This window comes from Paraburkholderia sp. WC7.3g (assembly GCF_050436345.1).
Classification (GTDB): domain Bacteria; phylum Pseudomonadota; class Gammaproteobacteria; order Burkholderiales; family Burkholderiaceae; genus Paraburkholderia; species Paraburkholderia podalyriae.
Window position 1 is genome coordinate 685,641 of the sequence record NZ_JBNDMA010000001.1, and the last position, 22,510, is coordinate 708,150.

Annotated in this window: 21 protein-coding genes; 12 read left to right on the forward strand and 9 right to left on the reverse strand. The window is 67.1% G+C overall.

All coding sequences use genetic code 11. The features are described from left to right. Window positions 1-48: 48 nt before the first annotated feature. The 5 genes from OKW43_RS03245 to OKW43_RS03265 form a co-directional block, all read right to left on the reverse strand. The gene (locus tag OKW43_RS03245; protein ID WP_429445213.1) at window positions 49-1,053 is read right to left on the reverse strand and encodes a LysR family transcriptional regulator; all 1,005 of its coding nucleotides are present in this window, start codon (window positions 1,051-1,053) and stop codon (window positions 49-51) included. A 5-nt stretch (window positions 1,054-1,058) separates the two neighbouring features. Then, window positions 1,059-1,832, reverse strand: coding sequence for a hypothetical protein (locus OKW43_RS03250; RefSeq protein WP_429445215.1), 774 nt, complete (start codon window positions 1,830-1,832; stop codon window positions 1,059-1,061). Further along, window positions 1,829-2,740 carry a substrate-binding domain-containing protein gene (locus tag OKW43_RS03255; protein WP_187633293.1) on the reverse strand — a complete coding sequence of 304 codons (912 nt, stop codon included), beginning with the start codon at window positions 2,738-2,740 and terminating at the stop codon, window positions 1,829-1,831. The genes OKW43_RS03250 and OKW43_RS03255 overlap by 4 nt, the downstream gene beginning before the upstream one ends. A 32-nt stretch (window positions 2,741-2,772) precedes the next feature. Further along, window positions 2,773-3,192, reverse strand: coding sequence for a c-type cytochrome (locus OKW43_RS03260; RefSeq protein ID WP_187633294.1), 420 nt, complete (start codon window positions 3,190-3,192; stop codon window positions 2,773-2,775). Window positions 3,193-3,354: 162 nt separating this feature from the next. Continuing rightward, complete coding sequence (locus tag OKW43_RS03265) at window positions 3,355-5,172, reverse strand: methanol/ethanol family PQQ-dependent dehydrogenase (RefSeq protein ID WP_429445217.1); 1,818 nt, start codon at window positions 5,170-5,172, stop codon at window positions 3,355-3,357. 413 nt (window positions 5,173-5,585) lie between these two features. Here OKW43_RS03265 and OKW43_RS03270 point away from each other — a divergent pair, with 413 nt between their 5' ends. The 9 genes from OKW43_RS03270 (at window position 5,586) to OKW43_RS03310 (ending at window position 13,650) form a co-directional block, all read left to right on the forward strand. Continuing rightward, complete coding sequence (locus tag OKW43_RS03270) at window positions 5,586-5,984, forward strand: 4a-hydroxytetrahydrobiopterin dehydratase (protein ID WP_429445219.1); 399 nt, start codon at window positions 5,586-5,588, stop codon at window positions 5,982-5,984. A gap of 259 nt (window positions 5,985-6,243) precedes the next feature. Continuing rightward, complete coding sequence (locus tag OKW43_RS03275) at window positions 6,244-7,269, forward strand: beta-ribofuranosylaminobenzene 5'-phosphate synthase family protein (RefSeq protein WP_429445221.1); 1,026 nt, start codon at window positions 6,244-6,246, stop codon at window positions 7,267-7,269. Window positions 7,270-7,339: 70 nt separating this feature from the next. Next, entirely contained in the window at window positions 7,340-8,266 is a 927-nt protein-coding gene (locus tag OKW43_RS03280; protein ID WP_429445223.1) for an NAD(P)-dependent methylenetetrahydromethanopterin dehydrogenase, read from the forward strand. Window positions 8,267-8,277: 11 nt separating this feature from the next. After that, entirely contained in the window at window positions 8,278-9,501 is a 1,224-nt protein-coding gene (locus OKW43_RS03285; RefSeq protein ID WP_187633495.1) for an ATP-grasp domain-containing protein, read from the forward strand. After that, complete coding sequence (gene mch / locus OKW43_RS03290; protein ID WP_429445225.1) at window positions 9,464-10,507, forward strand: methenyltetrahydromethanopterin cyclohydrolase; 1,044 nt, start codon at window positions 9,464-9,466, stop codon at window positions 10,505-10,507. The genes OKW43_RS03285 and mch overlap by 38 nt, the downstream gene beginning before the upstream one ends. After that, window positions 10,504-11,505, forward strand: coding sequence for an ATP-grasp domain-containing protein (locus tag OKW43_RS03295; protein WP_429445227.1), 1,002 nt, complete (start codon window positions 10,504-10,506; stop codon window positions 11,503-11,505). The genes mch and OKW43_RS03295 overlap by 4 nt, the downstream gene beginning before the upstream one ends. Beyond that, complete coding sequence (locus OKW43_RS03300) at window positions 11,505-12,413, forward strand: triphosphoribosyl-dephospho-CoA synthase (RefSeq protein ID WP_187633496.1); 909 nt, start codon at window positions 11,505-11,507, stop codon at window positions 12,411-12,413. Before OKW43_RS03295 ends, OKW43_RS03300 begins: the two co-directional genes overlap by 1 nt. 175 nt (window positions 12,414-12,588) lie before the next feature. Next, window positions 12,589-13,098, forward strand: a complete 510-nt coding sequence (gene fae, locus OKW43_RS03305; RefSeq protein ID WP_187633301.1) for a formaldehyde-activating enzyme — start codon at window positions 12,589-12,591, stop codon at window positions 13,096-13,098. Between the two features lie 174 nt (window positions 13,099-13,272). Next, the gene (locus OKW43_RS03310) at window positions 13,273-13,650 is read left to right on the forward strand and encodes a hypothetical protein (RefSeq protein WP_429445229.1); all 378 of its coding nucleotides are present in this window, start codon (window positions 13,273-13,275) and stop codon (window positions 13,648-13,650) included. A 51-nt stretch (window positions 13,651-13,701) separates the two neighbouring features. Here the strand turns inward: OKW43_RS03310 and OKW43_RS03315 are convergent, their stop codons facing one another. Then, the gene (locus OKW43_RS03315; protein WP_429445231.1) at window positions 13,702-14,208 is read right to left on the reverse strand and encodes a dihydroneopterin aldolase; all 507 of its coding nucleotides are present in this window, start codon (window positions 14,206-14,208) and stop codon (window positions 13,702-13,704) included. 392 nt (window positions 14,209-14,600) lie between these two features. Between OKW43_RS03315 and OKW43_RS03320 the strand changes: the two genes are divergently transcribed. Genes OKW43_RS03320 through OKW43_RS03330 form a run of 3 tightly spaced genes read left to right on the forward strand, consistent with a single transcriptional unit; the run spans window position 14,601 to window position 18,627 of the window. After that, window positions 14,601-16,640 carry a sigma-54-dependent Fis family transcriptional regulator gene (locus OKW43_RS03320; RefSeq protein WP_429445233.1) on the forward strand — a complete coding sequence of 680 codons (2,040 nt, stop codon included), beginning with the start codon at window positions 14,601-14,603 and terminating at the stop codon, window positions 16,638-16,640. Then, the gene (locus OKW43_RS03325) at window positions 16,637-17,266 is read left to right on the forward strand and encodes a flavoprotein (RefSeq protein ID WP_187633305.1); all 630 of its coding nucleotides are present in this window, start codon (window positions 16,637-16,639) and stop codon (window positions 17,264-17,266) included. Before OKW43_RS03320 ends, OKW43_RS03325 begins: the two co-directional genes overlap by 4 nt. After that, the gene (locus tag OKW43_RS03330; RefSeq protein ID WP_429445236.1) at window positions 17,245-18,627 is read left to right on the forward strand and encodes a DUF6513 domain-containing protein; all 1,383 of its coding nucleotides are present in this window, start codon (window positions 17,245-17,247) and stop codon (window positions 18,625-18,627) included. The genes OKW43_RS03325 and OKW43_RS03330 overlap by 22 nt, the downstream gene beginning before the upstream one ends. Window positions 18,628-18,640: 13 nt before the next feature. Here the strand turns inward: OKW43_RS03330 and rpe are convergent, their stop codons facing one another. The 3 genes from rpe to tkt are packed head-to-tail and all read right to left on the reverse strand — an operon-like array spanning window position 18,641 to window position 22,503. Beyond that, window positions 18,641-19,348, reverse strand: coding sequence for a ribulose-phosphate 3-epimerase (gene rpe, locus OKW43_RS03335; protein WP_187633307.1), 708 nt, complete (start codon window positions 19,346-19,348; stop codon window positions 18,641-18,643). Between the two features lie 21 nt (window positions 19,349-19,369). Further along, window positions 19,370-20,407 (reverse strand): class II fructose-bisphosphate aldolase, encoded by a 1,038-nt coding sequence (fba, locus tag OKW43_RS03340; protein ID WP_429445238.1) that lies wholly within the window; start codon window positions 20,405-20,407, stop codon window positions 19,370-19,372. 44 nt (window positions 20,408-20,451) lie between these two features. Beyond that, on the reverse strand, window positions 20,452-22,503 hold the full coding sequence (gene tkt / locus OKW43_RS03345; protein ID WP_429445240.1) for a transketolase: 2,052 nt from the start codon (window positions 22,501-22,503) through the stop codon (window positions 20,452-20,454). Between the last annotated feature and the right edge of the window lie 7 nt (window positions 22,504-22,510).

Consider the following 22,510-nt stretch of genomic DNA (forward strand, 5'->3'; position numbering starts at 1 on the left):
CGACAGCCGGGTACAGACTGTGCCATCGACGGTTGCGCGGGTATAACGCTACCGCTTCGCACCGACCGGCGGTTTCGCAAACACCCCCGCAAACGCCGCATATTCCTGCTCCAGATGCACCGCCGCATGGTCGAGCAGAAACTGCCGGAACATCATGCTGGTCGGCGAAAGCTGCTTCGAGCGCAGATGCACGATCTGCCACGTGCGTTCGATCGGCGTGCCGTTCACGTCGAGCAGCGCGATCTCGCCGGTGCGCAATTCCAACTGCAACGTATGCAGGGAGATCAGGCTCACGCCCATGCCCGCCATCACCGCCTGCTTGATCGTTTCGTTGCTGCCGAGCGTGACGGTTTTCGCGGGCGTGAACAGATGCTGCCGGAACATCACCTCGGCCGCGATGCGCGTACCCGAGCCCGGTTCGCGCAGCAGGAAGGTGTCGTGGCGCAACTCCTGCAGATCGAAGCGGCGCGCGCCGCACAACGGATGATTCAACGGCGCGATCACCACCTGAGGATGGTTCGCGAGCGGCTCGGCCGTCGTATCGAGTTCGGGGGGCGGGCGGCCCATGATCGCGAGATCGATCGCGTTGTCCTGCAACCAACGCAGCAACGCGTCGCGATTGCCGACCGAGAAGTGCACGTCGACTTTCGGGTAGAGATGCGAGTACATCGCCAGCAGTTTCGGCGCGAAGTAGGTCGCCGAACTGACGATGCCCACGTTGATCGAGCCGCTGTCGGCTTGCTTCAGCGACATCATCGCGTCTTCGGTATCCTTGATTTCGCCGAGAATGCGGCTCGCGTGATGGGTCAGCACCTCGCCCGCTTCGGTCAGCGTCAGCTTGCGCGCGACGCGCTCGAACAGACGCAGGCCGACCGCATCTTCGAGCTGATGAATCTGCATCGACACTGCCGGCTGCGTCAGATGCAGCTCCTCGGCCGCGCGCGCGAAACTCGTATAGCGGCTCGCGACGACGAAGATCTGCAACTGCCGCAGGGTCAGCGTGCGAATGAAATTCAGCTTGACCCGGTTCGTCGCGAAACTCGCGTTCTGCATTTGATTCAGCGACTCGCTCGCGGCGCATTCGATGACGGTTTCGCCGGCGCCTTGCCCGGCGACGGCAACTTGTTCAGTGCGGATTGAAAGCTCAACGACTCCGTATGCGCCGGGTGCGCGAAGTCATTATTGGGTCCCGGCACGTCGGTGCGAATCTGCACGACCTGACCCGGCACGCCGTCGGCGAGCAGGAACGTGTAGCGCTTGCCCGTGTATTGCGCGAAGCGCTCCGCGTTCGGATCGTTCAGATACGGCTGCACGACGATGCGCCGCGCGCTGACCGGCTTGCCGCCAATCTCGCTCGGCACGCTGTCGATCTGCGGCCCCGCGGCGAGCGCGAGACGCAGACGCTGCTGGAAATAGCGGCGCTGGCCGCCGGTGAGACCCTGCATCTCCGCGATGTCGTGTTCGAGAAAATAGATGATCGCCGGATTGCACTGCAGGCCGCCGATCGGCAGGTTCACGCTGCCGCTATGGTCGGAGACCTGCGCATCGCCTTTCGCGTTGTCCTCGCTCAGCACCAGCACCTTGACGACGTCGGCGCTGCGCGACGGCTGCCCGGAATCGATCAGCGCGTAGTCGAGCTCGGTCTGCGCGGCGACGCCGTGCAGATGATCGGTCAAAAAAATCAGCCGCTCGGCCGGCGTGATCTCGTCGCTGCCCGGCGCCGACGCCGGGCTCGCCGCGCGCGCGACGGCCGGCGCGAGGCACAGTACGCACAGCGTCCCCATCAGCGCGGCGCGTGCCGCGCGCAGCCATGCGCCGCGCGCGCGCGTCATTGCGATGCGTCGCCAGGTTTCGCCGCCGGCGCGTCGACCGGTTTGAGCATCGGCACCTGGTAGGTCGCGAGGATGCTGTCGATCTTGTCGTGATTCGCGCCGATCCATTGATCCACCTTGTCCTTCCATGCCTTCTCGCCGTAGCGCACACCCATCGAAATCGTGTAGTCGAAGCGGATGCCGGGCCCCGCCGGGAACGGCACGAGCCTGACCGAGTCGCCGGCGCGCTTCGCGAAGTAGCCGGCGATCGGCCCCCACAGGAACACCACGTCGACGTTGCCGGCTTTCAGGTCGTGTTCGATCATCTGCCCCGGGTACATGGCCGGATCGCCGCTTTGCACCTGGTACGACACCGCCTGGTCGATCAGGTTGTGGCCGAGCAGCCAGTCCACCGCGGGGGTTTGCGAAAAGATGCCGAAGCGCAGCTTGTGGAGTTGATCGGGCGGCAGCTTGAGCAGGTCGTCGGGGGTCTTGATGCTCGCGAACTCGGGACGGTTCGGCAACACCATCGCGTAGGTCGAGCGCAGATAGGGCTGCGTCGTCGACGTCATGTCATAGCCCTTCGGCACGCCGATGATCAGGTCGCAGCGATAGCGGCCGCTGCCGTCATCCTTCTCGCGCAACGTATGGCGCACGAAGCCCATGCGCTGCGGAAAGTACGTGTATTCGAGCTTGTAGCCGAAGTCGCTGGCCATCTGGGCCGCGATGCGGTTCTCGTAGCCCTCGCCCTTGTCGTTGGACAACGGCATGTTGTTCGGGTCCGCGCACACCCTCAGCACGCCGTCAGCGCCGTCGTTGTTCGGCAGTTCGGGGCCGTCCGCCCGGACCGCGGCACTCGCGAGCGCCGCCCCGCATAGCGCGGCGGCGATGATGCCGACATGCACGGACATGCTTCTCTTATCACGCATCGTAAGCCTCCGGAAGAATGACGGCGCGGCGTTTATTTAGCGTCGATGGCCTGCAGATCGCCCGGCTTGATCTGTCCATCGGAGCGTCCTTTCAGATACGCGTAGAGGTTTTCCCAGTTCTTCTGCATCATCTGGCTGGTGCTGAAATCGGGCATGCCCTTCTCCACCCGGCCGCCGAACACCGTGCGATGAAACTCGGTCTTGTCCAGCGTCTTGAACGCGTCGATCAGCGACGGTCCGACCATGCCCTGCTGCTGCGCGCCGTGGCAGCGTTCGCAAGCGAGCGCGCGCCACGTCTTCCAGCCCTGCAGCGTATTAGTGTCGACCTTGCTGCCGTCGACCACCTTGTACGCGACCTGCGCAATCGACGGATTGTTCTGCGCGTATGCGACGGGCAGCACGACGAGCGCCGCGGGCAACACGGTGAGCAACAGGATAGATCGGCCTTTCATGCACATGTCTCCATCTGAAATAAGCCGCGCCCCGATGCGCTTCATCGACGCATCCACCAGACGGGCACGATTGGGGTGATTCACTGGCCTCGCGAGGCTGATGGGGCGGCCGTGCCTGCTCGGGCCGCCCCGCTCGTTCAGCCGTTCGATTGAGCCGTTGGTTCAGCTCTTTTCACCAGGAATCGCGAACACGAACAGCGTGCCGCCGAGCGCGGTGTACTTCGCGAGCTCTTTATAGCCGCCGACCGCGCCCAGACCTTCGGTCGGCTTTTCGAGGCCGGCCGCCATGCCGATGCCGGCCCAGCCGCCGATGCCCGAGTAGACGCCGACGTACTGCTTGCCCTGATACTCATACGTGAAGACGTTGCCGATGATTCCGGACGGCGTCTTGAAGCGCCACAGTTCCTTGCCGTCCTTGATTCGCACCGCCTTCAGGTAGCCTTCCAGCGTGCCGTAGAACGCGATGCCGCCCGCGGTCGCCAGCACCCCCGACCACACCGAGAACTTCTCCGGCTTCGAGTAGACGATCTTGCCCTTGCTCGCATCCCACGCGATGAAGTTGCCCATCGCGTTGCCCTCGTTGGGGCCCGGATACATCGACAGCGTGGCGCCGACATACGGCTGTCCGGACACGTAATCGACATCGAACGGCTCATAGTCCATGCAGACGTGGTTGGTCGGCACGAGGAACAGATGCGAGTTCGGATCGTACGCCGCCGGTTGCTGGTCCTTCGAACCGAGTGCCGCCGGGCAGATGCCCTTCACGTTGTGATCGGACCCGGCCGCCTGCGTCGAGTACGCCGCGTTGCGAATCGGCAGGCCGCTTTGCAGATCGACACGGTCGGCCCAGTTCACCGCCGGGTCGTACTTCTGCGCGACCAGCAGCTGTCCGGTTTGGCGATTGAGCGTATAGCCGAAACCGTTCCGGTCGAAGTGCACGATCGCGGGCACCTGCTTGCCGTTGATCGTCAGATCGGACAGGATCATTTCGTTGACGCCGTCATAGTCCCATTCGTCGTGCGGCGTCATCTGGTAGACCCATTTGGCCGTGCCGGTATTCAGGTCGCGCGCGAAGATCGACATCGACCATTTGTTGTCGCCCGGACGTTGCGTCGGGTTCCATGTGCCCGGATTGCCAGTACCGTAGTACACAAGATTGAGTTTCGGATCCCACGCATACCAGCCCCACGTGGTGCCGCCGCCGAGCTTCCACTGATCGCCCTTCCACGACTTCAGCGACGAATCCGCGCCCACCGGCACCATCTGGCCATTGGCGTACGTCATCGTCTTTTGCGGGTCGAGCAGCATGTCGTTGTCGGGGCCCGTGCTGTACGCGGTCCAGACCGGTTTGCCGGTCTTGATGTCGTACGCGATCAGACGACCGCGCACGCCGAACTCGCCGCCCGAGATGCCGGTCAGCACCTTGTCGCCGAATACGTGCGGCGCGTTGGTGTTGGTTTCACCGGCTTTCGGATTGCCGTTCTGCGCGCTCCACACCACCTCGCCCGTCTTCGCGTTCAGCGCGACGAGCTTGGTGTCCGCCTGCTGCAGGAAGATCTTGCCATCGCCGTATGCGAGACCGCGATTGACGGTGTCGCAGCACATCACGGAGACGACCTGCTCGTCCTGTTTCGGCTGATACTGCCAGAGGAACGTCTGATCCTTCAGGTTGACCGCAATCACCTTGTTAGGAAACGGGGAGTGGATATACATCGTGTCGCCGATCACCAGCGGCGCGCCTTCATGGCCGCGTAGCACGCCGGTCGACATAGTCCATGCGACCTGCATTTTGCCGACGTTGTTCTCGTTGATCTGCTTGAGCGGGCTGTAGCGGTGATTCGCATAATCGCCCGCCTGGGTCGCCCAGTTGGATGGGTTTTTCATCAGTCCGTCGAGCTGCGAATCGGCCTGCGCAGCCAGAGAGCTAAAGGCTGCGGATGCGAGGATCGCGAGCCCAAGAACCACAGTGCGTAAGTTCATGTCTCCTCCAGAATTGTCCTGCGTTCAACTCACGAATGACCCACGCTACCTCATCGCATCGGCGCGCCTTCTCGAGTGCAGGTAACGATTAACGCCCTATCCCGATTCGATGTCAGGCTTCGCGACGCATGAACGGCCAACGCATATTCCATGCCGGAATAGCGGCAAGCTTTGCCGCCAGTGCCGCGCGGGCCCGGCGACCCGGCACGCTCGGGCACGTGCGGCGCCCGGGCGTCGCACGGATGCTCGCGCGGCGGTAAGCTGGAGGCGTTGCGTCACGCGATGCGGCACATACTGTGTCACTTGCGTGATACGAATCGTGTCCTTTGCGAATCACACGCCGCGGCGCGGGCCTGTCCCTTGCAACGATGCTTCGTTCGGCGAACGATTCGCGCATTCGAGGAGCAACAGCCATGGCAAACACCGAGCACGTCTATACCGACGAAGAGATCCAGCAGCGCCTCGCCGGTCCGCTGCAACACTGGTATCTGGAAGAGGGCTGGCTGCGGCGCAAATACCGCACCGAGGGCTGGAAGGGAACGCTGATGGTGGTCAACACCGTGGGCCACCTCGCGGAAGCAGCGTGGCACCATCCGGATCTGACGGTCTCGTACGCCTTCGTGATCGTCAAGCTGAAGACGCACAGCGCGAAGGGCATCACCGACAAGGACTTCGCGCTCGCGACGAAGATCGAATCGGTGGTTCACTGGCAGCCCGGCCTCGAGGACGGCCCGCTCGAAGGCACACCGTCCGACGATCAGCGCTTCCGCTATATCAAGTACGACGCGCCGAAACCCGCGCAAGGCAGTTGACGCGGGCGCGTATCGCCGGATGAAACAGCGCGTGACACAGTGCGCCTTCGGCGTCACACAGCGTCCATGCCGCGGCCAAACCGCGCCGCGCGCGGCGGGTCATGCTGAAGATTGCAGCGGGCCCAACCCGCCGCGGCAACCGTTGCGCGCGGCTGGTACGGCTTTCGCTTGATGTCGCCGGGCGCACTGCCGCCGGGCCCCGCAAGGCCCCCGCGGTCCAACCCAATCTCGCGCACAAGGACACCTGAGGACACTCGAGATGCCGCTTCAGCTCCGCCGCCTGCCGCCACGCGCCCCTATCACGATCGATGCGCCCGCGCGGCTGCATCTGGGCTTCCTCGATCCGAACGCGTCGCTCGGACGTGCGTTCGGCAGCCTGGGGCTCGTCATCGATACGCACGGCACACGGATCGAAGCGCGGCTCGCCGAACGCGAGCAGATCGGCGGTGCGGTGAGCGCGGCCGAGCGCGAGCGCGTCGCGGTGAGCCTCGCGCGGCTGCAGGCTGCCTATGGACCGGCGACGCTCGCGATCGAGGTTCTGGAGGCGCCGCGCGCGCACACCGGCCTCGGCTCCGGCACGCAACTGGCGCTGGCCGTCGGCACCGCGTTCACGCGCCTCGTCGGCCAGCCGGCGAGCAGCGCCGAACTCGCCAGCCTGCTCGGGCGCGGCGCGCGCTCCGGCATCGGCATTCTCGGTTTCGAGTGCGGCGGCCTGCTGCTCGATGGCGGCCCGCCCGGCGATCTTCGTCAGAGCGTACCGCCGCTGCTGTCGCGTCAGCCGTTTCCGCAACCGTGGCGGCTGCTGCTCGTCAGCGACAACAGCCGCGAGGGCTTGCACGGTGCCGAGGAACGCAGCGCGCTCGCGTCGCTCGCGCCGTTCCCGCAGCGGCTCGCCGCCCATCTGTGCCATCTGGTGCTGATGCAGATCCTGCCCGGCGCCGCCGAGCACAACTTCGCGCCGTTCGCGCATGGCCTCACCGAGCTGCAGCAGACCATCGGCGAATACTTCGCGAGCGCGCAAGGCGGCGTGTTCGCCAGTCCCGACGTCGAGCGCGTGCTGCGCGCGGTCGCCGCCGAACGCACCGCCGGCATCGGCCAGACCTCGTGGGGCCCGACGGGCTTCGCGGTGCTCGCGAGCGCGCGTGAAGCCGAGCGCGCGCTCGCGACCGCGCGCGCGGTGGCGAGCGCGATGCCGCATATCGAATGCAGCGTCGTCGCGGGCCGCAATAGCGGCGCGGCGATCAGCGGCGCCCAGTCACGCGCGCCGCGCATCGACGCCGCATGATGCGCGGCCACGCGCGACATGGCGTTGCCTTGCGCCGTCCCCGAGATTGCCACTGAAACGAGCCCCTGCCATGTCAGAAACCATTGAAAGGCCCTATGTCCTGCACATGTTCACGGCCACGCCGCAGATGAGTCCGTTCGACGTCAACATGGCCGCCGACGCCGGCTATCAGGTCATCGTGCCGTATTGCAACGTCGAAGCGGGCATGGTTGCGAATCTGACGCAGGACGCGATCTTCTCGCGCGGCCCGAAAGGGGTGTCGCGCACCGGCATCTTCATCGGCGGACGCGACGTGATGCAGGCCGCCGATATGCTCGACACGGCACGCAAGGCGATGGTCCCGCCGTTCGAGGTCTCGGTGTTCGCCGATCCGAGTGGCTCATACACGACGGCAGCCGCGCTCGTCGCGCTGGTCGAGCGGCACCTGGGCAAGCAGCACGGCGTCGAGCTGGGCGGCAAGCGCGTGCTGATTCTCGGCGGAACCGGGGCGGTTGGGCGCATCGCGGCGGCGATCGCCGCGTCGCGCGGCGCCGACGTGACGATCGCGAGTCACCACGACCGCAATCGCGCGCTAGGTGCGTCGGCCGAACTCAACAAGCGTTTCGGCATCTTTACCAACGGCATCGGCACCACGACGCCGGACGAACTGCGCGGCGCGCTCGCCGACGCGGAAATCGTGCTCGCCACCGCGGTCGCGGGCGTGCAGGTGGTCGGCAGCGACGACCTCGCGCATGCGAAACGCCTGCTCGTCGCCGCCGACGTCAACGCGGTGCCGCCCGAGGGCATCGCCGGGGTGAACGTGATGAACGACGGCAAGCCGATCGACGGCGTGCCGAACGCGGGTGCGATCGGCATCGGCGCGCTGGCGATCGGCAACGTCAAGTATCAGGTCGAGCATCGGCTGTTCATGCGCATGCGCACGGGCGGCAAGCCGGTCTACCTCGGCTTCCCGCAAGCGTACGACGAGGCCCGCGCGGTAGCGGCCGGTGTCGGCTGAGAGCGGCCATGATGAAGTCGCACCGACCGCTCACGCATGCGCCGTTCGTCGCGCTCGCCGGCTTGTCCGCGCGTTGGCTCGCGCAGTCCGCGGCGCGCGCCGGCCTGCACGTCGCCGCGCTCGATATCTTCGGCGACCGCGACACGCGCGAGGCCGCCGAGCTTTGGTTCGACATTGGCGCCGGCGGTGGCGCGCTCGCGCTCGATCGGGCGCGGCTAGTCGATGCGCTTGCGCGCGTCGCGCGTCTGCCCGGTTTGCTTGGCTGGATTAGCGGCAGCGGGCTCGAACCCTGGATGCCGCAGTTGTGCCGCGAATCCGGCTTGCCGCGCTTTCTCGGCAACGATGCCGAGGCGATCGCGGCCGTGCGCGAGCCGCGGCGTTTCTTCGCGCTGCTCGACGCGTTGCGCATTGCGCATCCGGCTGTATCGTTCGAGCCACCGGTGACGGCCGAGGGCTGGCTGTCCAAGCGCGCGGACGGCTGCGGCGGCACGCATATCAAACCGGCATTGGGACCAGACGCCGCGAGAAATTCGACGCACAGCTACTTTCAGCGCATCGGCCAAGGCCGCTCGTTGTCGGCGCTTTTCATCGGCGCGCACGGCCGCGCGCATCTGATCGGTTTCGCCGAGCAACTCACCTGCGCGATCGGCGATCTGCGCTTCGTGCACGCGGGCGCGATCGGGCCGATCGAGCTGCCGCCAGCGCTGATCGCGCACGCGCAGCAAGCACTCGACGCGCTATGCGCACGCACCGGTCTGGTCGGCATCAACAGTTGCGACTTCCTGTCCGACGGCGCCTCGTTCGACGTGCTCGAAATCAACGCGCGCCCTTCATCGACGATGGCGCTCTACGAAACCGCGTCGCCCGATGCATGGCCAGCCGGCCTGCTCGCCTGCCACCTCGACGCATGCCGCCACGCTCGCGCGCCGTCGGCCGCGAGCCTCGCGCTCGCTCGCGAGCCGCGCTGGCGCGCCGGCCAGCGGGTGCTGTTCGCGCATCGGCCGTTCAGCGTGTCGGCGGCGTTCTCCGACACCTGCCTGCGCGATCCGCAATGCCGCGACGTGCCGATGCCGGGCACCCGCGTCGACGTAGGGCAGCCGGTCTGCACGCTGCATGCGCGAGCGGCATCGGTGGACGCGGTACGCACCGCGCTCGACGCGCAGCACGAACACGTCGTCCAACGAATCGAAACCTGCGATGAACCCGACCATGCCTGCCTCCACGCCCATTACTGACGGCTCACCGCCCGCCGCATTGCCGAGCGTGAACGCGTTGAGCGAGCGCCTCGTCGCGCGGCTCGTCGATCAAGCGGCGCACCTCGGCGTCGCGCTGACCCGGACGGCCGACGGCACCGTGATCGCGGATGCCGGCGTCGACGCACGCGGCAGCCTCGACGCCGGCGTGCTGATCGCGCGTATCTGCATGGGTGGTCTCGGCCGCGTCGCGGTGCGCGCGAACGTCGACGCCGCGCCGCTGTGGCCGACGATGCTCGAGGTCAGCACGTCAGCGCCGGTGCTGGCCTGTCTCGGCAGCCAGTACGCGGGCTGGAGCCTGTCGGCAACCAGGGAGCAGACTGGCGGCAAGAAGTTCTTTTCGCTCGGCTCGGGGCCCGCGCGCGCGCTCGCGGTCAAGGAGCCGCTATTCGACGAGCTCGGCTATCGCGACCGCCACGAACGCGGCGCGCTGGTGCTCGAAGTGGACCGCCTGCCGCCGTCCGTCGTGATCGACAAGGTGCTGCACGACTGCGGCCTCGCGCCCGACCACCTGACGCTGATCGTCACGCCGACACACTCTGTCGCGGGAACGGTACAGGTGATCGCCCGGGTCGTCGAAGTTGCGCTGCACAAAGTGCACGTGCTCGGCGTGCCGCTCGACGAGATCGTCGCGGGCACGGGCTCGGCACCGCTGCCGCCGCCCGCGCCCGACGGCATTCAGGCGATGGGCCGCACCAACGACGCGATTCTGTACGGCGGCCGCGTGCATCTGACCGTCATGCACGACGAGATCGCGCAGCGTCTCGCCGACAGCCTGCCCTCCGCCAATTCGCGCGACTGCGGCCGGCCGTTCGCGGACGTCTTCACGGCCGTCAACTTCGACTTCTACCAGATCGATCCCGCGCTGTTCGCGCCGGCCGAGGTGTGGGTTAGCAGCCTCGAAAGCGGCGCGACCTATCATGGCGGCCGCCTCGATGCCGGCCTGCTGCACAAACAGTGGGGCGGCGAGTCCGTCGCGCGCCGATGATCTCGCCAGGCCTGCGCATCGCGGTCATGACCGACGAAACCGGCTGGCACACCGGCCGGCTGAAAAAAGCGTTCCGCGCGCGTGGCGCCGAAGCGCGTTGTGTCGATCTCGCGGATTGCCGCATCGACACCACATGGCTGCCGCACGGCCTCGTGGTGCCGGGCTTCGGCCGCACGCTGCCGGACGCCGTGTTCGTGCGCGGCATCGCCGGGGGCACCTTCGAACAGGTGACGCTGCGGCTCGGCATCCTGCATGCGCTGCGCGAATCGGGCGTACCGGTCTACAACGACGCGCGCGCGATCGAACGCAGCGTCGACAAGTCGATGACGAGTTTCCTGCTGCATCGCGCCGGCGTACCGACACCGGCCACCTGGGCCGTCGAATCCGCCGCGTTCGCGCAACGCGTACTGATGCGCGAAGCGGCCGCCGGCCGCCAGGTCGTGCTCAAACCGCTGTTCGGCTCGCAAGGCCACGGGCTCAAACGGCTGGGCGCGCGCGGCGGGCTGCTTGCGCCGTTGCCGTCGCTCGCGCGCTATCGGCAGGTTGCCTATCTGCAGCGCTTCGTCGCGAGCGGCCGGCCCGGTTTCGACTGGCGCGTGCTGGTGATCGGCGGCAAGGCGGTTGCGGCGATGCGGCGCAGCGGCGGCAAGGGCTGGATTCACAACGTCGCGCAAGGCGCGCGCTGCGAGAGCGCCGAACTGACGGTCCCGCTCGCGCAGACCGCCGTGCGCGCAACCGCCGCGCTCGGGCTGGACTACGCGGGCGTGGACCTGATCCCCAACCCCGACGACGCCGCGCTGCCGCTCGTGCTCGAAGTCAACGGCGTGGCCGCGTGGCGCGGGTTGCAGTCGGTCGTGCCGCTCGATGTCGCGGCGGCGCTCGTCGACGATCTGTTCGATCGCAAGCTCGCGGCGCAGCGGCGCGCGAACGAGCAGGCCCGGCAAGCCGCTAGCGCCGGATCGCCCGAGCAGTCTGCGCAGCGCCGCGCTCGCGCGTGATGCCCGACACTCGCGCGATCCCCTTCGAGCACGCGCGCGCGGCCTTCCTCGCAGCCTGTGCGCTCGACGTCACCACGCCGAAACCCGGCAACGTCAGCACGCAAAGTCCGGGGCACGGCATGGACGCGGCGCAGTTCCTGGCTAGCGCGGACGCGTCGCTCGACGCGCTGTTCGCGCGCGGCGCCAGGGTCGGACAGCGCATTCTCGACGCGGTCACGCGCACCCGCGCGGCCGTCGGCTGCAATACGAATCTCGGCATCGTGCTGCTCGTCGCGCCGCTCGCCGCGGCCCTCGACGCAACCGGCGACCGGCCGGTGTCGGCGCAAACGTGGCGCGCGGCCGCGGGCGACGTGCTGAGCCGCCTCGACATCGAAGACGCACGGCTTGCCTACCGCGCGATCGCGCTCGCCAATCCCGGCGGTCTCGGCGACGCGCCCGAGCAATCGGTCCACGCGCCGCCGACGGTGGGGCTGCGCGAAGCGATGCGGCTCGCCAGCGAGCGCGACAGCATCGCGCGGCAATACGCGAACGGTTTCGCGGACCTGTTCGACACCGGCCTCGCCGCGTACGACGACGCGGCGCCGCAGGCGCACCCAACCGCGCCCGGAAATCCAGCCGAACGCGCGATGCTCAACGTGTTTCTCGCGTTCCTCAGCGGCTGGCCCGACTCTCACATTGTGCGCAAGCACGGGCTCGCGCTGGCGCAGAGTGTCACGCTGATGGCACGCGAGCAGCACGCGCGCTGGCGCCAAACACCGCCGGCCATACGCCCCTCGGCAAGCGATCCGCAGCTCGATGCCTGGGACGCCAAACTGAAGGCGCAGGCGATCAATCCCGGCACCAGCGCTGACCTCGCGGTGGCCACGCTGTTCGTCGCGCGCTGTGTCGAAGGGCGCGGCGAACCCTGAGTCGCACGGCCGGGCACGACCTGAACATGCGCGCCGGCATCCCCGCAGCCCAACTGGCACGGAACCTGTTAGTTAGTACCGCCGTGCATTCCCGCACCGTTCTCGCGATGCCTTTCCGGATGATCGAGGGCGGCGCCTCGTCAGCAGGTCCATACCTACGCATTGGAGGAACAGAATGGCCAAGATCAACCGCGTCATGATCGGTGAGTCGCTCGTCGGCGATGGCAACGAGGTCGCGCACATCGACTTGCTGATCGGACCGCGAGGTTCGGCTGCGGAAACCGCGTTCTGCCACGCGCTCACCAACAACAAGGACGGCTTCACGTCGCTGCTCGCCGTCGTCGCGCCCAATCTCATCACGAAGCCCAATACGATCCTGTTCAACAAGGTGACGATCAAAGGCGCCAAGCAGGCCGTCCAGATGTTCGGCCCGGCGCAGCACGCGGTCGCGCTCGCGGTGGCCGACAGCGTCGAGGACGGCACGATCCCCCAGGAAGAGGCCGACGATCTGTTCCTCTGCGTCGGCGTGTTCATTCACTGGCAGGCGGAGGACGACAAGAAGATCCAGGAGTTCAATTATCAGGCGACGCGCGAGGCGATCAAGCGCGCGGTCAGCGGCGACCCGAGCGCCGCTGACGTGGTGGCGAAGAAGGGCAGCGTCGCGCATCCGTTCGCGCCGAACTGACGGCGCATGCCTGGCGCAGGAGACGCGGCGCCGTTGGCAGTGTCGTGCGCGAGGCTATTCGCGGCGTCATTGCCGGCCCCGCCTCCTCGCGCATCCCGGGGCCTCGCGGCCGCCAGGCACGCACGTCGCGCAGCGGTTCGCGAAGCTGCTTCAATGCTCTCGCAGAGGCATTCAATGACCAACAGATGTCGCGCGCTTCTCGCCCTTACCACGCTGGTGCTCAGCGCGCCGCTCGCGTGGGCGGACGCCTACAACTATCCGACCGAGGGCCGCGTCGAATACGTGCTCAGTTGCATGGACGACAACGGCCACGATTTCGCGAACGTCTACAAGTGCTCGTGTGTGATCGACAAGATGGCCGCGTCGTTGCCGTACGACGAATTCGTCGATCAGTCGACCTTTTCGAAGTACGCGACGCTCGGCGGCGAAGGCGGCGCGGAATTCCGCGTCGATCACGCGAAGTCGCAAACGAAGCGCTTCCGCGCGCTGCAAACCAGCGCGTATCAGGCGTGCGGACTCAGTCCGCAGAGAACGTCGACCGTGGCGAAATGAACGCTGGCTGAAACGCACCGGGCGCCTGGCGCCCCCAGCTAGGCGCCCCCCTCAATTCGGCACCAGCCCCTCGCCCAGCGACGCGTAACGCGCGAGCCCCACGCCCGCCGCCGAGCCATCGCCGCGCCGCCGCTCGATCTGCACGCCGACAGCCGCCAGGTCGGCAAACTTGGCCGGTTTCGCGAGCGACACACGCACCCAGTGCGCGCCGAAGTCGGCGATCAGCAGTTGCGCGATCGTCTCGGCGAGCGCCTCCAGCAGCCGAACGCGGTGCGACGCGAATAACGCGAGCAGCGCCTCGCGCACGGCCGCGTAGTTGACCGTATCTTCGATCCGGTCCGTCGTGCATGCGCGGATCGCGGGCACGCCGATGGCCAGGTTCACGCGCACCGGCTGCGCAACATGCAGCTCGCCGCTATCGATACCGATGACCGTCTGGCCGATGAAATTCTCGATGAATACGATGTCGAGCCGATCGGGCAACCCGCCGGCATGCGGGCCGGGATTCGCGCCGAAGCTGGAAAATGCGGCAAGGCGAACAGTATCGATACGATCCATGATGGTCTCCGCCGCGGCGCGGCCCTAGATTGAACAGCTTGTGATGAAGAGCGGAACAGTAGAACAGTAGAACTGAACGGCGCGCGACACACTCTGTCCCGAAGCTGCGACAGGCATGCAACGTGCAGACCAGTTAACGCGGTCGCTAAGGCGGCCACGCATCGAGAAAAGCAAATTCCGGGCACAGTGAGGTAAACCCAGTGTGACTTTCTGTTGAACCGATCTTGCATCGGGCGTACAGTTTTAAACACTCGCCTGGTAGCAGGGCCGGCCGCGAGCGCGCAAGCGAACCGAGATTTCGCCGCACCGAGGACAGACAGGCTTGATAAAGCGGCATTCGCGGCGTGCGAAGCAGTCACGCTTGCCGAAATGACGCAACGGAGACAGATCCCATGTCGTTGCTTGCTGACAGCAATACGCACGTCCGGGAAGTTCTAAACGTCGTCAACCACCAGTTGACCACGCGGCCGACAAGCGAATCCGTCGCCCAATCGTGGACGCGCTGCATCAACGAATTCCGGCTGGACCCCGCGCGTTTCGTACCGCCGCCGGTGCTCACCGAGTACGAACTCAGCGCCCGCCGCGAGGCGCTCGGCGATCTGATCGCGTGTTCGAAGCTCGAAATGACGACGCTCTATCAGCAACTGGCCGACCCCGAACTGGCGGTCGTGCTGGTCGATTCGGGCGGCGTGATCGTGCATCAGGTGTCGTCCGTGCCGTTCGCCGAGGCGGTCGCCGGCGACGGCTTTCGCGTCGGCGCGCTGTGGAGTGAACGCGAAGCCGGCACCAACGGCATGGGCACCTGTCTCGCGGAGCGCGACTGCATCGCCGTCTGTCAGAACGAGCATTTCTATCCGCGCTATACGTCGCTAACTTGCTCGGCCGCGCCGATCTTCGACGACGGCGGCGAAATCGCTGGCGTGCTCGACGTCACGAGCCGCTCGAAGCTGCTGCAGCAGCACTCGCTGGTGCTGGTCGGCATGTCGCGGCAGATGATCGAAAACCGTCTGCTCGATGCGCGCTACCGGCACGCCAACATGATCCATTTCCACAGCCGCCCGGAATTCGTCGGCACGCTGCACGGCGGCAAGCTCGCGGTCGGCGACGACAGCACCGTGCTCGCCGCGAATCGCAGCGCGCTGTTCCAGCTCGGCTTCCGCTCGCTCAGCGAACTGCGCGGCCGGCGCATCGAGGAAGCGTTCAACGCGTCGCTCGAAGACATGATCGCGCGCAGCATTCGCGGCTCGTTCCATCCGGTCACCGTCTACAGCGCGAACGCGACGAACCGCTTTTTCCTCGTCGCGCAGACGCCGCAAAACGCCACCGGGCGCGTGACGCGCGTGCTCGTCACCGACTCCGCCGTGCGCGGCAGCGCACCGGACAAGCACGACAAGCACGCGCCAGCGCCGAAGCTCGACGAAATCGCCCACCTCGAATTCGGCGACCCGCGCATGGCCTCGCAGATCCAGTTGGCCGCGCGCGTGATCCAGCGCAAGATTCCGATCGTGCTGCGCGGCCAGACCGGCACCGGCAAGGAAGTTTTCGCGCAGGCGCTGCATAGCATCAGCCCGCATGCCGACGGTCATTTCGTGCCGGTCAACTGCGCGTCGCTGCCGGAGAATCTGATCGAGAGCGAGCTGTTCGGCTATCGCGCGGGCGCGTTTACCGGCGCGCAGCGCGAAGGCCGGCGCGGCAAGATCGTGCAAGCCAACGGCGGCACGCTGTTTCTCGACGAGATCGGCGACATGCCGCTGGTGTTGCAGGCGCGCCTGCTGCGCGTGATCGAGGAACACGAGGTCACGCCGCTCGGCGCCGAGACCACCGTCAAGGTCAATTTCCAACTGATCAGCGCGAGCCACCGCAATCTGCTCGAACTCGTGCAGACCGGCCAGTTCCGCGAGGATCTGTACTACCGGCTCAAGGGCGTCGAGCTGAATCTGCCGGCGCTGCGCGAGCGCGTCGACAAACTGCCGCTGATCCATCATCTGCTCGCCAACGAAACCGACGATCCGCCCGATCTGACGCCGGAAGCCGAACACGCGCTGCTGACCTACGCGTGGCCCGGCAACATCCGTCAGCTGCGTCACGTGCTGCAGATGGCGATCGCGCTGTCCGACGGTGAGCCGATCCGTTGCGAACATCTGCCGCCCGAGCTCACGCAACGCGCGTCGGCGCTCGACCTGCCCACCGCGTTGCGCCTTGCGAACGCGGACATGGACGGGCACCTCGCCGACGAAGCCGACATCTCGTCGCTGAACGCAATCCAGTTGAACGAGCGCGAAACGGTGCTGTCGCTACTCGACGAGCATCGCTGGAACGTCAGCAACGTCGCGAAGGCGCTCGGCATCAGCCGCAATACGCTGTACCGCAAGATGCGCCGGCTGCATATCCGGCTGTCGCACGAAGGCTCGCCGCTCGATCTCGACGCATGACCGAGTCGTCCCCCACGTCACGCAGCGAATCAGCTCGCAAGGGTGCCCGCGATCTCGCCGACTTCAAGCCGGACGCGCGCTTCGCGTGGTGCGTGACCGGCTCCGGACACATGCTCGATGAATCGATCGCACTCGCGCGGCGCTTGCCGCGCGTCGATCTGTTTCTCTCCGCGGCGGCCGAGGAAGTGCTGCCGCTCTACGGCTGGCCGCTCGACAAGCTGCGCGAACACTTCCGCGTGCTGCGCGACAACAGCGCGAGCGGCGTGCCGGTCGGCATGCTGTATCACGGCGTCTATCACACCGTCGTGATCGCGCCCGCCACCAGCAACACGGTCGCCAAATGCGCTTACGGCATCTCCGATACGCTGCCGACCAATATGTACGCGCAGGCCGGCAAGCAATGCATCGCCGGCATCGTCTTTGCATGCGACACCGAACCGAGCGTGATCACGCATAGCCCGGACGAATGGGTCGAACTGCGGCCACGCGCGATCGAGCTCGACAATGTCGAGCGTCTGGCGCGCTTCGAATACACGACGCTCGTGCGCTCGCTCGACGAACTCGAAGCGGCGCTCGCCCAACGCCTCGCGACTCTCGACCTCGCATGGACCACCTCCTCTTCCTGACCGGCCGGCTTGCCGAACCGAGCCTGCGGCGCGTGCTCGACGGCATGGCGCCGACGCCGTTCAGTTGGGAGGTGCGCGAGATCGGCCTGCAGGTCGCGGCGTTGATGACCGTCGAGATGATCCAGCGCCGCGTCAGCGTGCCGCTGGCCGCGCAGCGCGTGATCGTGCCGGGCCGCTGCCGCGGCGACCTCGACGCGCTGAGCGCGCACTACGGCGTGCCGTTCGAGCGCGGTCCCGAGGAGGTCAAGGACTTGCCGCAGTTTTTCGGGCGCAAGGCGAAGCCGTTCGATCTGAGTCGCTACGACACCGAGATTTTCGCGGAGATCGTCGACGCGCCGCGGCTCGACCTCGACGGCATCGCCGCCCGGGCGCGCGAGTATGCGGCCCAGGGCGCGGACGTGATCGACATCGGCTGTCTGCCTGACACGGCGTTTCCCCATCTCGAAGACGCGGTGCGGCGGCTGAAGGCCGAAGGCTATCGGGTGAGCGTCGATTCGATGCGCAACGACGAACTGCTACGCGGCGGCCGTGCGGGCGCCGACTATCTGATGAGCCTGAACCTCGACACGCTATGGATCGCCGACGAAGTGCCGTCGACGCCGATCCTCGTCGCGCGCGAACCCGCTGACCCAGCCTCGCTCGACGCCGCGATCGACGCGCTCCGCGCGCGCGGCCGCGCGTTTCTCGCCGATCCGATTCTCGATCCGATTCCGTTCGGGCTGGCCGCGTCGATTGCGCGCTATGTCCGCTTGCGCGAGCGCTATCCCGACATCGCGATGATGATGGGCATCGGCAATGTGACCGAGCTAACGGAGGCCGACACGAGCGGCATCAACGCGGTGCTGCTCGGCATGGCGGCCGAATTGCACGTTGGCGCGGTGCTCGCGACGTCGGTGAGTCTGCACGCGCGGCGCGCGCTGCGCGAAGCCGATGTCGCGCGCCGCGTGATGCATGCCGCGCGCGACGCGCGGGTGCTGCCGAAGGGCATCAGCACCGAACTCGCGACCGTCCACGCGAAGCGCCCGTTTCCGTACAGCGCCGAAGAAATCGACGAATTCGCGCGCGGCGTGCGCGATCCGAATTTTCGTGTACAGATCAGCGCCGACGGCATTCATGTGTACAACCGCGACGGCCACCGGCGCGGCGACGATCCGTTCGCGCTCTACCCGCAACTGAATCTCGAGACCGACGGCGGCCACGCGTTCTATATGGGCGTGCAGCTTGCGCGCGCCGAGATCGCATGGCGGCTCGGCAAACGCTTCGATCAGGACCAGCCGCTCGACTGGGGCTGCGCGGTCGACCGGCCCGAAGAAGATTTGAGCGCATGGTGCGCGCCGGGCGAGACGATGAAGAAGCGCTGAAAACGCAGCGCCGTCAGTGCATGGCGGCCACCCGCGCGGGTTCGCCGACGGTAGCCAGTTCGCCGCGCATGCCGCGAATCGCCTGCGCGCGATCGTCCGCGCCGAAGACGGCCGATCCAGCGACGAACACATCCGCGCCCGCCTCGGCGACACGCGCGATGTTCGACACCTTCACGCCGCCGTCCACTTCGATCAGCAGGGGCCGCCCGGTGCGCTGCATCGTCATGTCGACGCGCTCGCGCAGGCGCCGCAGCTTTTCCAGCGTTTCAGCAATGAACGCCTGGCCGCCGAAGCCCGGATTCACCGACATCACCAGCACGACGTCGAGCATCTCCAGCACATGATCGAGCACCGAGAGCGGCGTCGCCGGATTCAGCGCGAGTCCCGCGCGCGCACCGTGCGAGCGGATCAGTTCGATGCTCCGATGCACGTGCAGCGTCGCCTCGGGATGAAAGGTGATCAGGTTCGCGCCGGCCTCGGCAAACGCCGACACCAGCGGATCGACCGGCGTGGTCATCAGATGCACGTCGAACGGCAGCGTCGTGTACGGCCGGATCGCCGAACACACCAGCGGCCCGACCGTCAGGTTCGGCACGTAGTGGTTATCCATCACGTCCAGATGAATCCAGTCCGCGCCGGCCACCGTCACGTCGCGAATCTCGTCGGCGAGCCGGGCAAAATCCGCCGACAGCAGCGACGGAGCAATCAGAAATTCGCGCATCGCGTTCTCCGTGCCAGTGCGTTAGTGGTAGCGGCTCGCCATCGTGTCGAGCGGCAGCGGCTTGATGCGCGCCGCCTGCCCCGCGCAACCGAACGCCTCGAAGCGCTCGACGCAGATCGCGCTCGCCGCCGCGGTGGCGGCTTTCAATGCCGCGCGTGGATCGAACTCCGAGCGGGCATGGGCAAGCGACTTGCGCATCGCGCCGCTCATCGCGAGACGGATGTCGGTGTCGATGTTGACCTTGCGCACGCCGTGCGCGATGCCGCGGCGGATTTCGTCGACGGGCACGCCGTAGGTGGTCGGAATCTCGCCGCCGTACTCCCGGATCACCGCGAGCCATTCCTGCGGCACCGACGACGAACCGTGCATCACCAGATGCGTGTTTGGTATCCGCGCATGGATCGAGGCGATCCGGTCGATCGCCAGGATGTCGCCTGTCGGCTCGCGGCTGAACTTGTACGCGCCGTGCGACGTGCCGATCGCGATCGCGAGCGCATCGACGCCGGTCGCGTCGACGAAGCGCCGCGCTTCGTCGGGATCGGTCAGCAGATGCTCGCGCGTCAGCCTGCCTTGCGCGCCGACGCCGTCCTCTTCCCCCGCGGTGCCGGTTTCGAGCGAGCCCAGACAGCCCAGTTCGCCCTCCACCGACACGCCGACCGCGTGCGCGGCATCGACCACGCGCCGGCTCACGTCGACGTTGTAGTCGTACGCGGCGGGCGTTTTCTGGTCGGGCAGCAGCGAGCCGTCCATCATCACCGACGTGAAGCCCGAGCGGATCGCCTGCTGACACACCGCGGGGCTCGCGCCGTGATCCTGATGCAGCACGAGCGGAATGTCCGGGTGAGCTTCGAGCGCGGCGAGCACCAGATGACGCAGATAAGGCTCGCCGGCGTATTTGCGCGCACCGGCCGACGCCTGCAGGATCACCGGGCTGTCGGTGGCCTCGGCCGCGCGCATGATTGCCTGGATCTGCTCCATGTTGTTGACGTTGAACGCGGGCACGCCGTAGTCGTGTTCGGCCGCGTGATCCAGCAGTTGCCTCAGGGTGATGAAGGCCATTGCGTGCTCCTCGATATCAAATGAAATCTGCTCGGGCGGCGAGCTCAGTGCGCACGGTCCGCAACGCGCCGCGCTTCGTCGACCACCGCCTGCGCGTTCAGCCGGAAATGCTCGAACAACGCGGCCGCCGGGGCCGACTCGCCGAACCTATCGATGCCGACCACGCCGCCGTCGATCCCGACGTATTGCCGCCAGAACGCGCGCACGCCAGCCTCGATCGCCACCCGCGGCACGCCCGGTGGCAGCACGGCGTCGCGCCAAGCGCGCGGTTGCCGGTCGAACGCCGTGGTGGATGGCATCGACACGACGCGCGCGGCGATGCCGGCGGCTGCGAGCGGCGCGATCGCATCGAGTGCTAGGGAAACTTCCGAGCCGGTGGCGATCAGAACGATGCGCGCCGGTGGCGCGTGCCCTTGCTCATCGGGCCAATCGCGCAACACGTACCCGCCACGCGCGATCGCGGCGACCTGCCCGGCGGAGCGCGTCACGAAGCGCAGGTTCTGCCGGCTCAGCAACAGACATGTCGGTCCGTCCCGTTCCACCGCGCTGACCCAGGCCTGCGCGGTCTCGACGGTGTCGCACGGACGCCAGACGTCGAGCCCCGGAATCAGCCTGAGACTCGCCGCATGCTCGACCGCCTGATGCGTGGGTCCGTCTTCGCCGAGCCCGATCGAGTCGTGTGTGTAGACGAAGATCGAACGGATTTTCATCAGCGCAGCCATTCGCAACGCGTTGCGCGCATAGTCGGAGAACGTCAGGAAGGTGCCGCCGAACGGCAGGTAGCCGCGATGCAGCGCGATGCCGTTCATCACCGCGCTCATGCCGAACTCGCGCACGCCGTAGTGCACGTAGTTGCCGCCGCGTAGACCGTTTTCATCGCTGCGGACGTCGACTGCCTGTGGCCAATCCGTCAGGTTCGAACCGGTCAGGTCGGCCGAGCCGCCGAGCAGCTCCGGCAGGCTGCGCGCGAGCGCGCCGATCGCCTGCTGCGAGGCCTTGCGCGTCGCGATCGATTCGGCCGCGCAATCGGCATCGCGCAGCAGCGTGCGAGACGTGTCGTGCCAATGCGCTGGCAAGCTGCCTTCCATACGTCGCTCGAATTCGGCGGCCTCGGCCGGATAGTGCCGGCGATACGCGTCGAACCGCTCGCGCCACTCGGCTTCGGCGGCGGCACCGCGCTCGCTCGCGTCGAAATTGGCGCGAATCTCGTCGGGAATCTCGAACGGCGGATGCGGCCAGCCGAGCGCGCGGCGCGTGCGTTCGACCTCGTCGGCGCCGAGCGGCGCGCCGTGCACGTCGTGGGTGCCGGCCTTCGACGGCGCGCCCTGGCCGATCACCGTGCGGCAGCAGATCAGCGTCGGCCGGCCGGTGGCGCGCGCGGCGTGCAACGCGCGATCGACCGCGTCGACGTCGTGGCCGTCCACCTCGCGCACCACGTGCCAGCCGTAGGCGGCGAAGCGCGCGGGCGTGTCGTCGGCGAACCATTGCGCGACGTGGCCGTCGATCGAGATGCCGTTGTCGTCGTAGAGCACCGTCAGCTTGTCGAGCTTCAACGTGCCCGCGAGCGATGCCGCTTCGTGCGAGACGCCCTCCATCAGGCAGCCGTCGCCGGCGAACACGTAGGTGCGGTGATCGACGATCCGATGCCCGGGCCGGTTGAACTCGCGCGCGAGCAACGCCTCTGCGAGCGCCATGCCGACGCCGTTCGCGAGCCCCTGGCCGAGCGGCCCGGTGGTCGTTTCGACGCCAGGCGTCACGCCCACTTCGGGATGCCCCGGCGTTTTGCTGTGCAACTGGCGAAAGCGCTTCAATTCGTCGATCGGCAGGTCATAGCCGCTCAGATGCAGCAGTCCATACAGCAGCATCGAACCATGGCCGTTCGACAGGATGAAACGGTCGCGGTCGGGCCACGCGGGATTGCGCGGGTTGTGTTTCAGATGCCGGTCCCACAATGCGACCGCGATCTCGGCCATGCCGAGCGGCATGCCCGGATGTCCCGACCGCGCGGCTTGCACCGCGTCGATCGCGAGCATGCGCAGCGCGTCGGCCATCGGGCGCGTGGCGGGTGCGTCAAGCGGTTGCGCGACTGCACTCATCGAATCT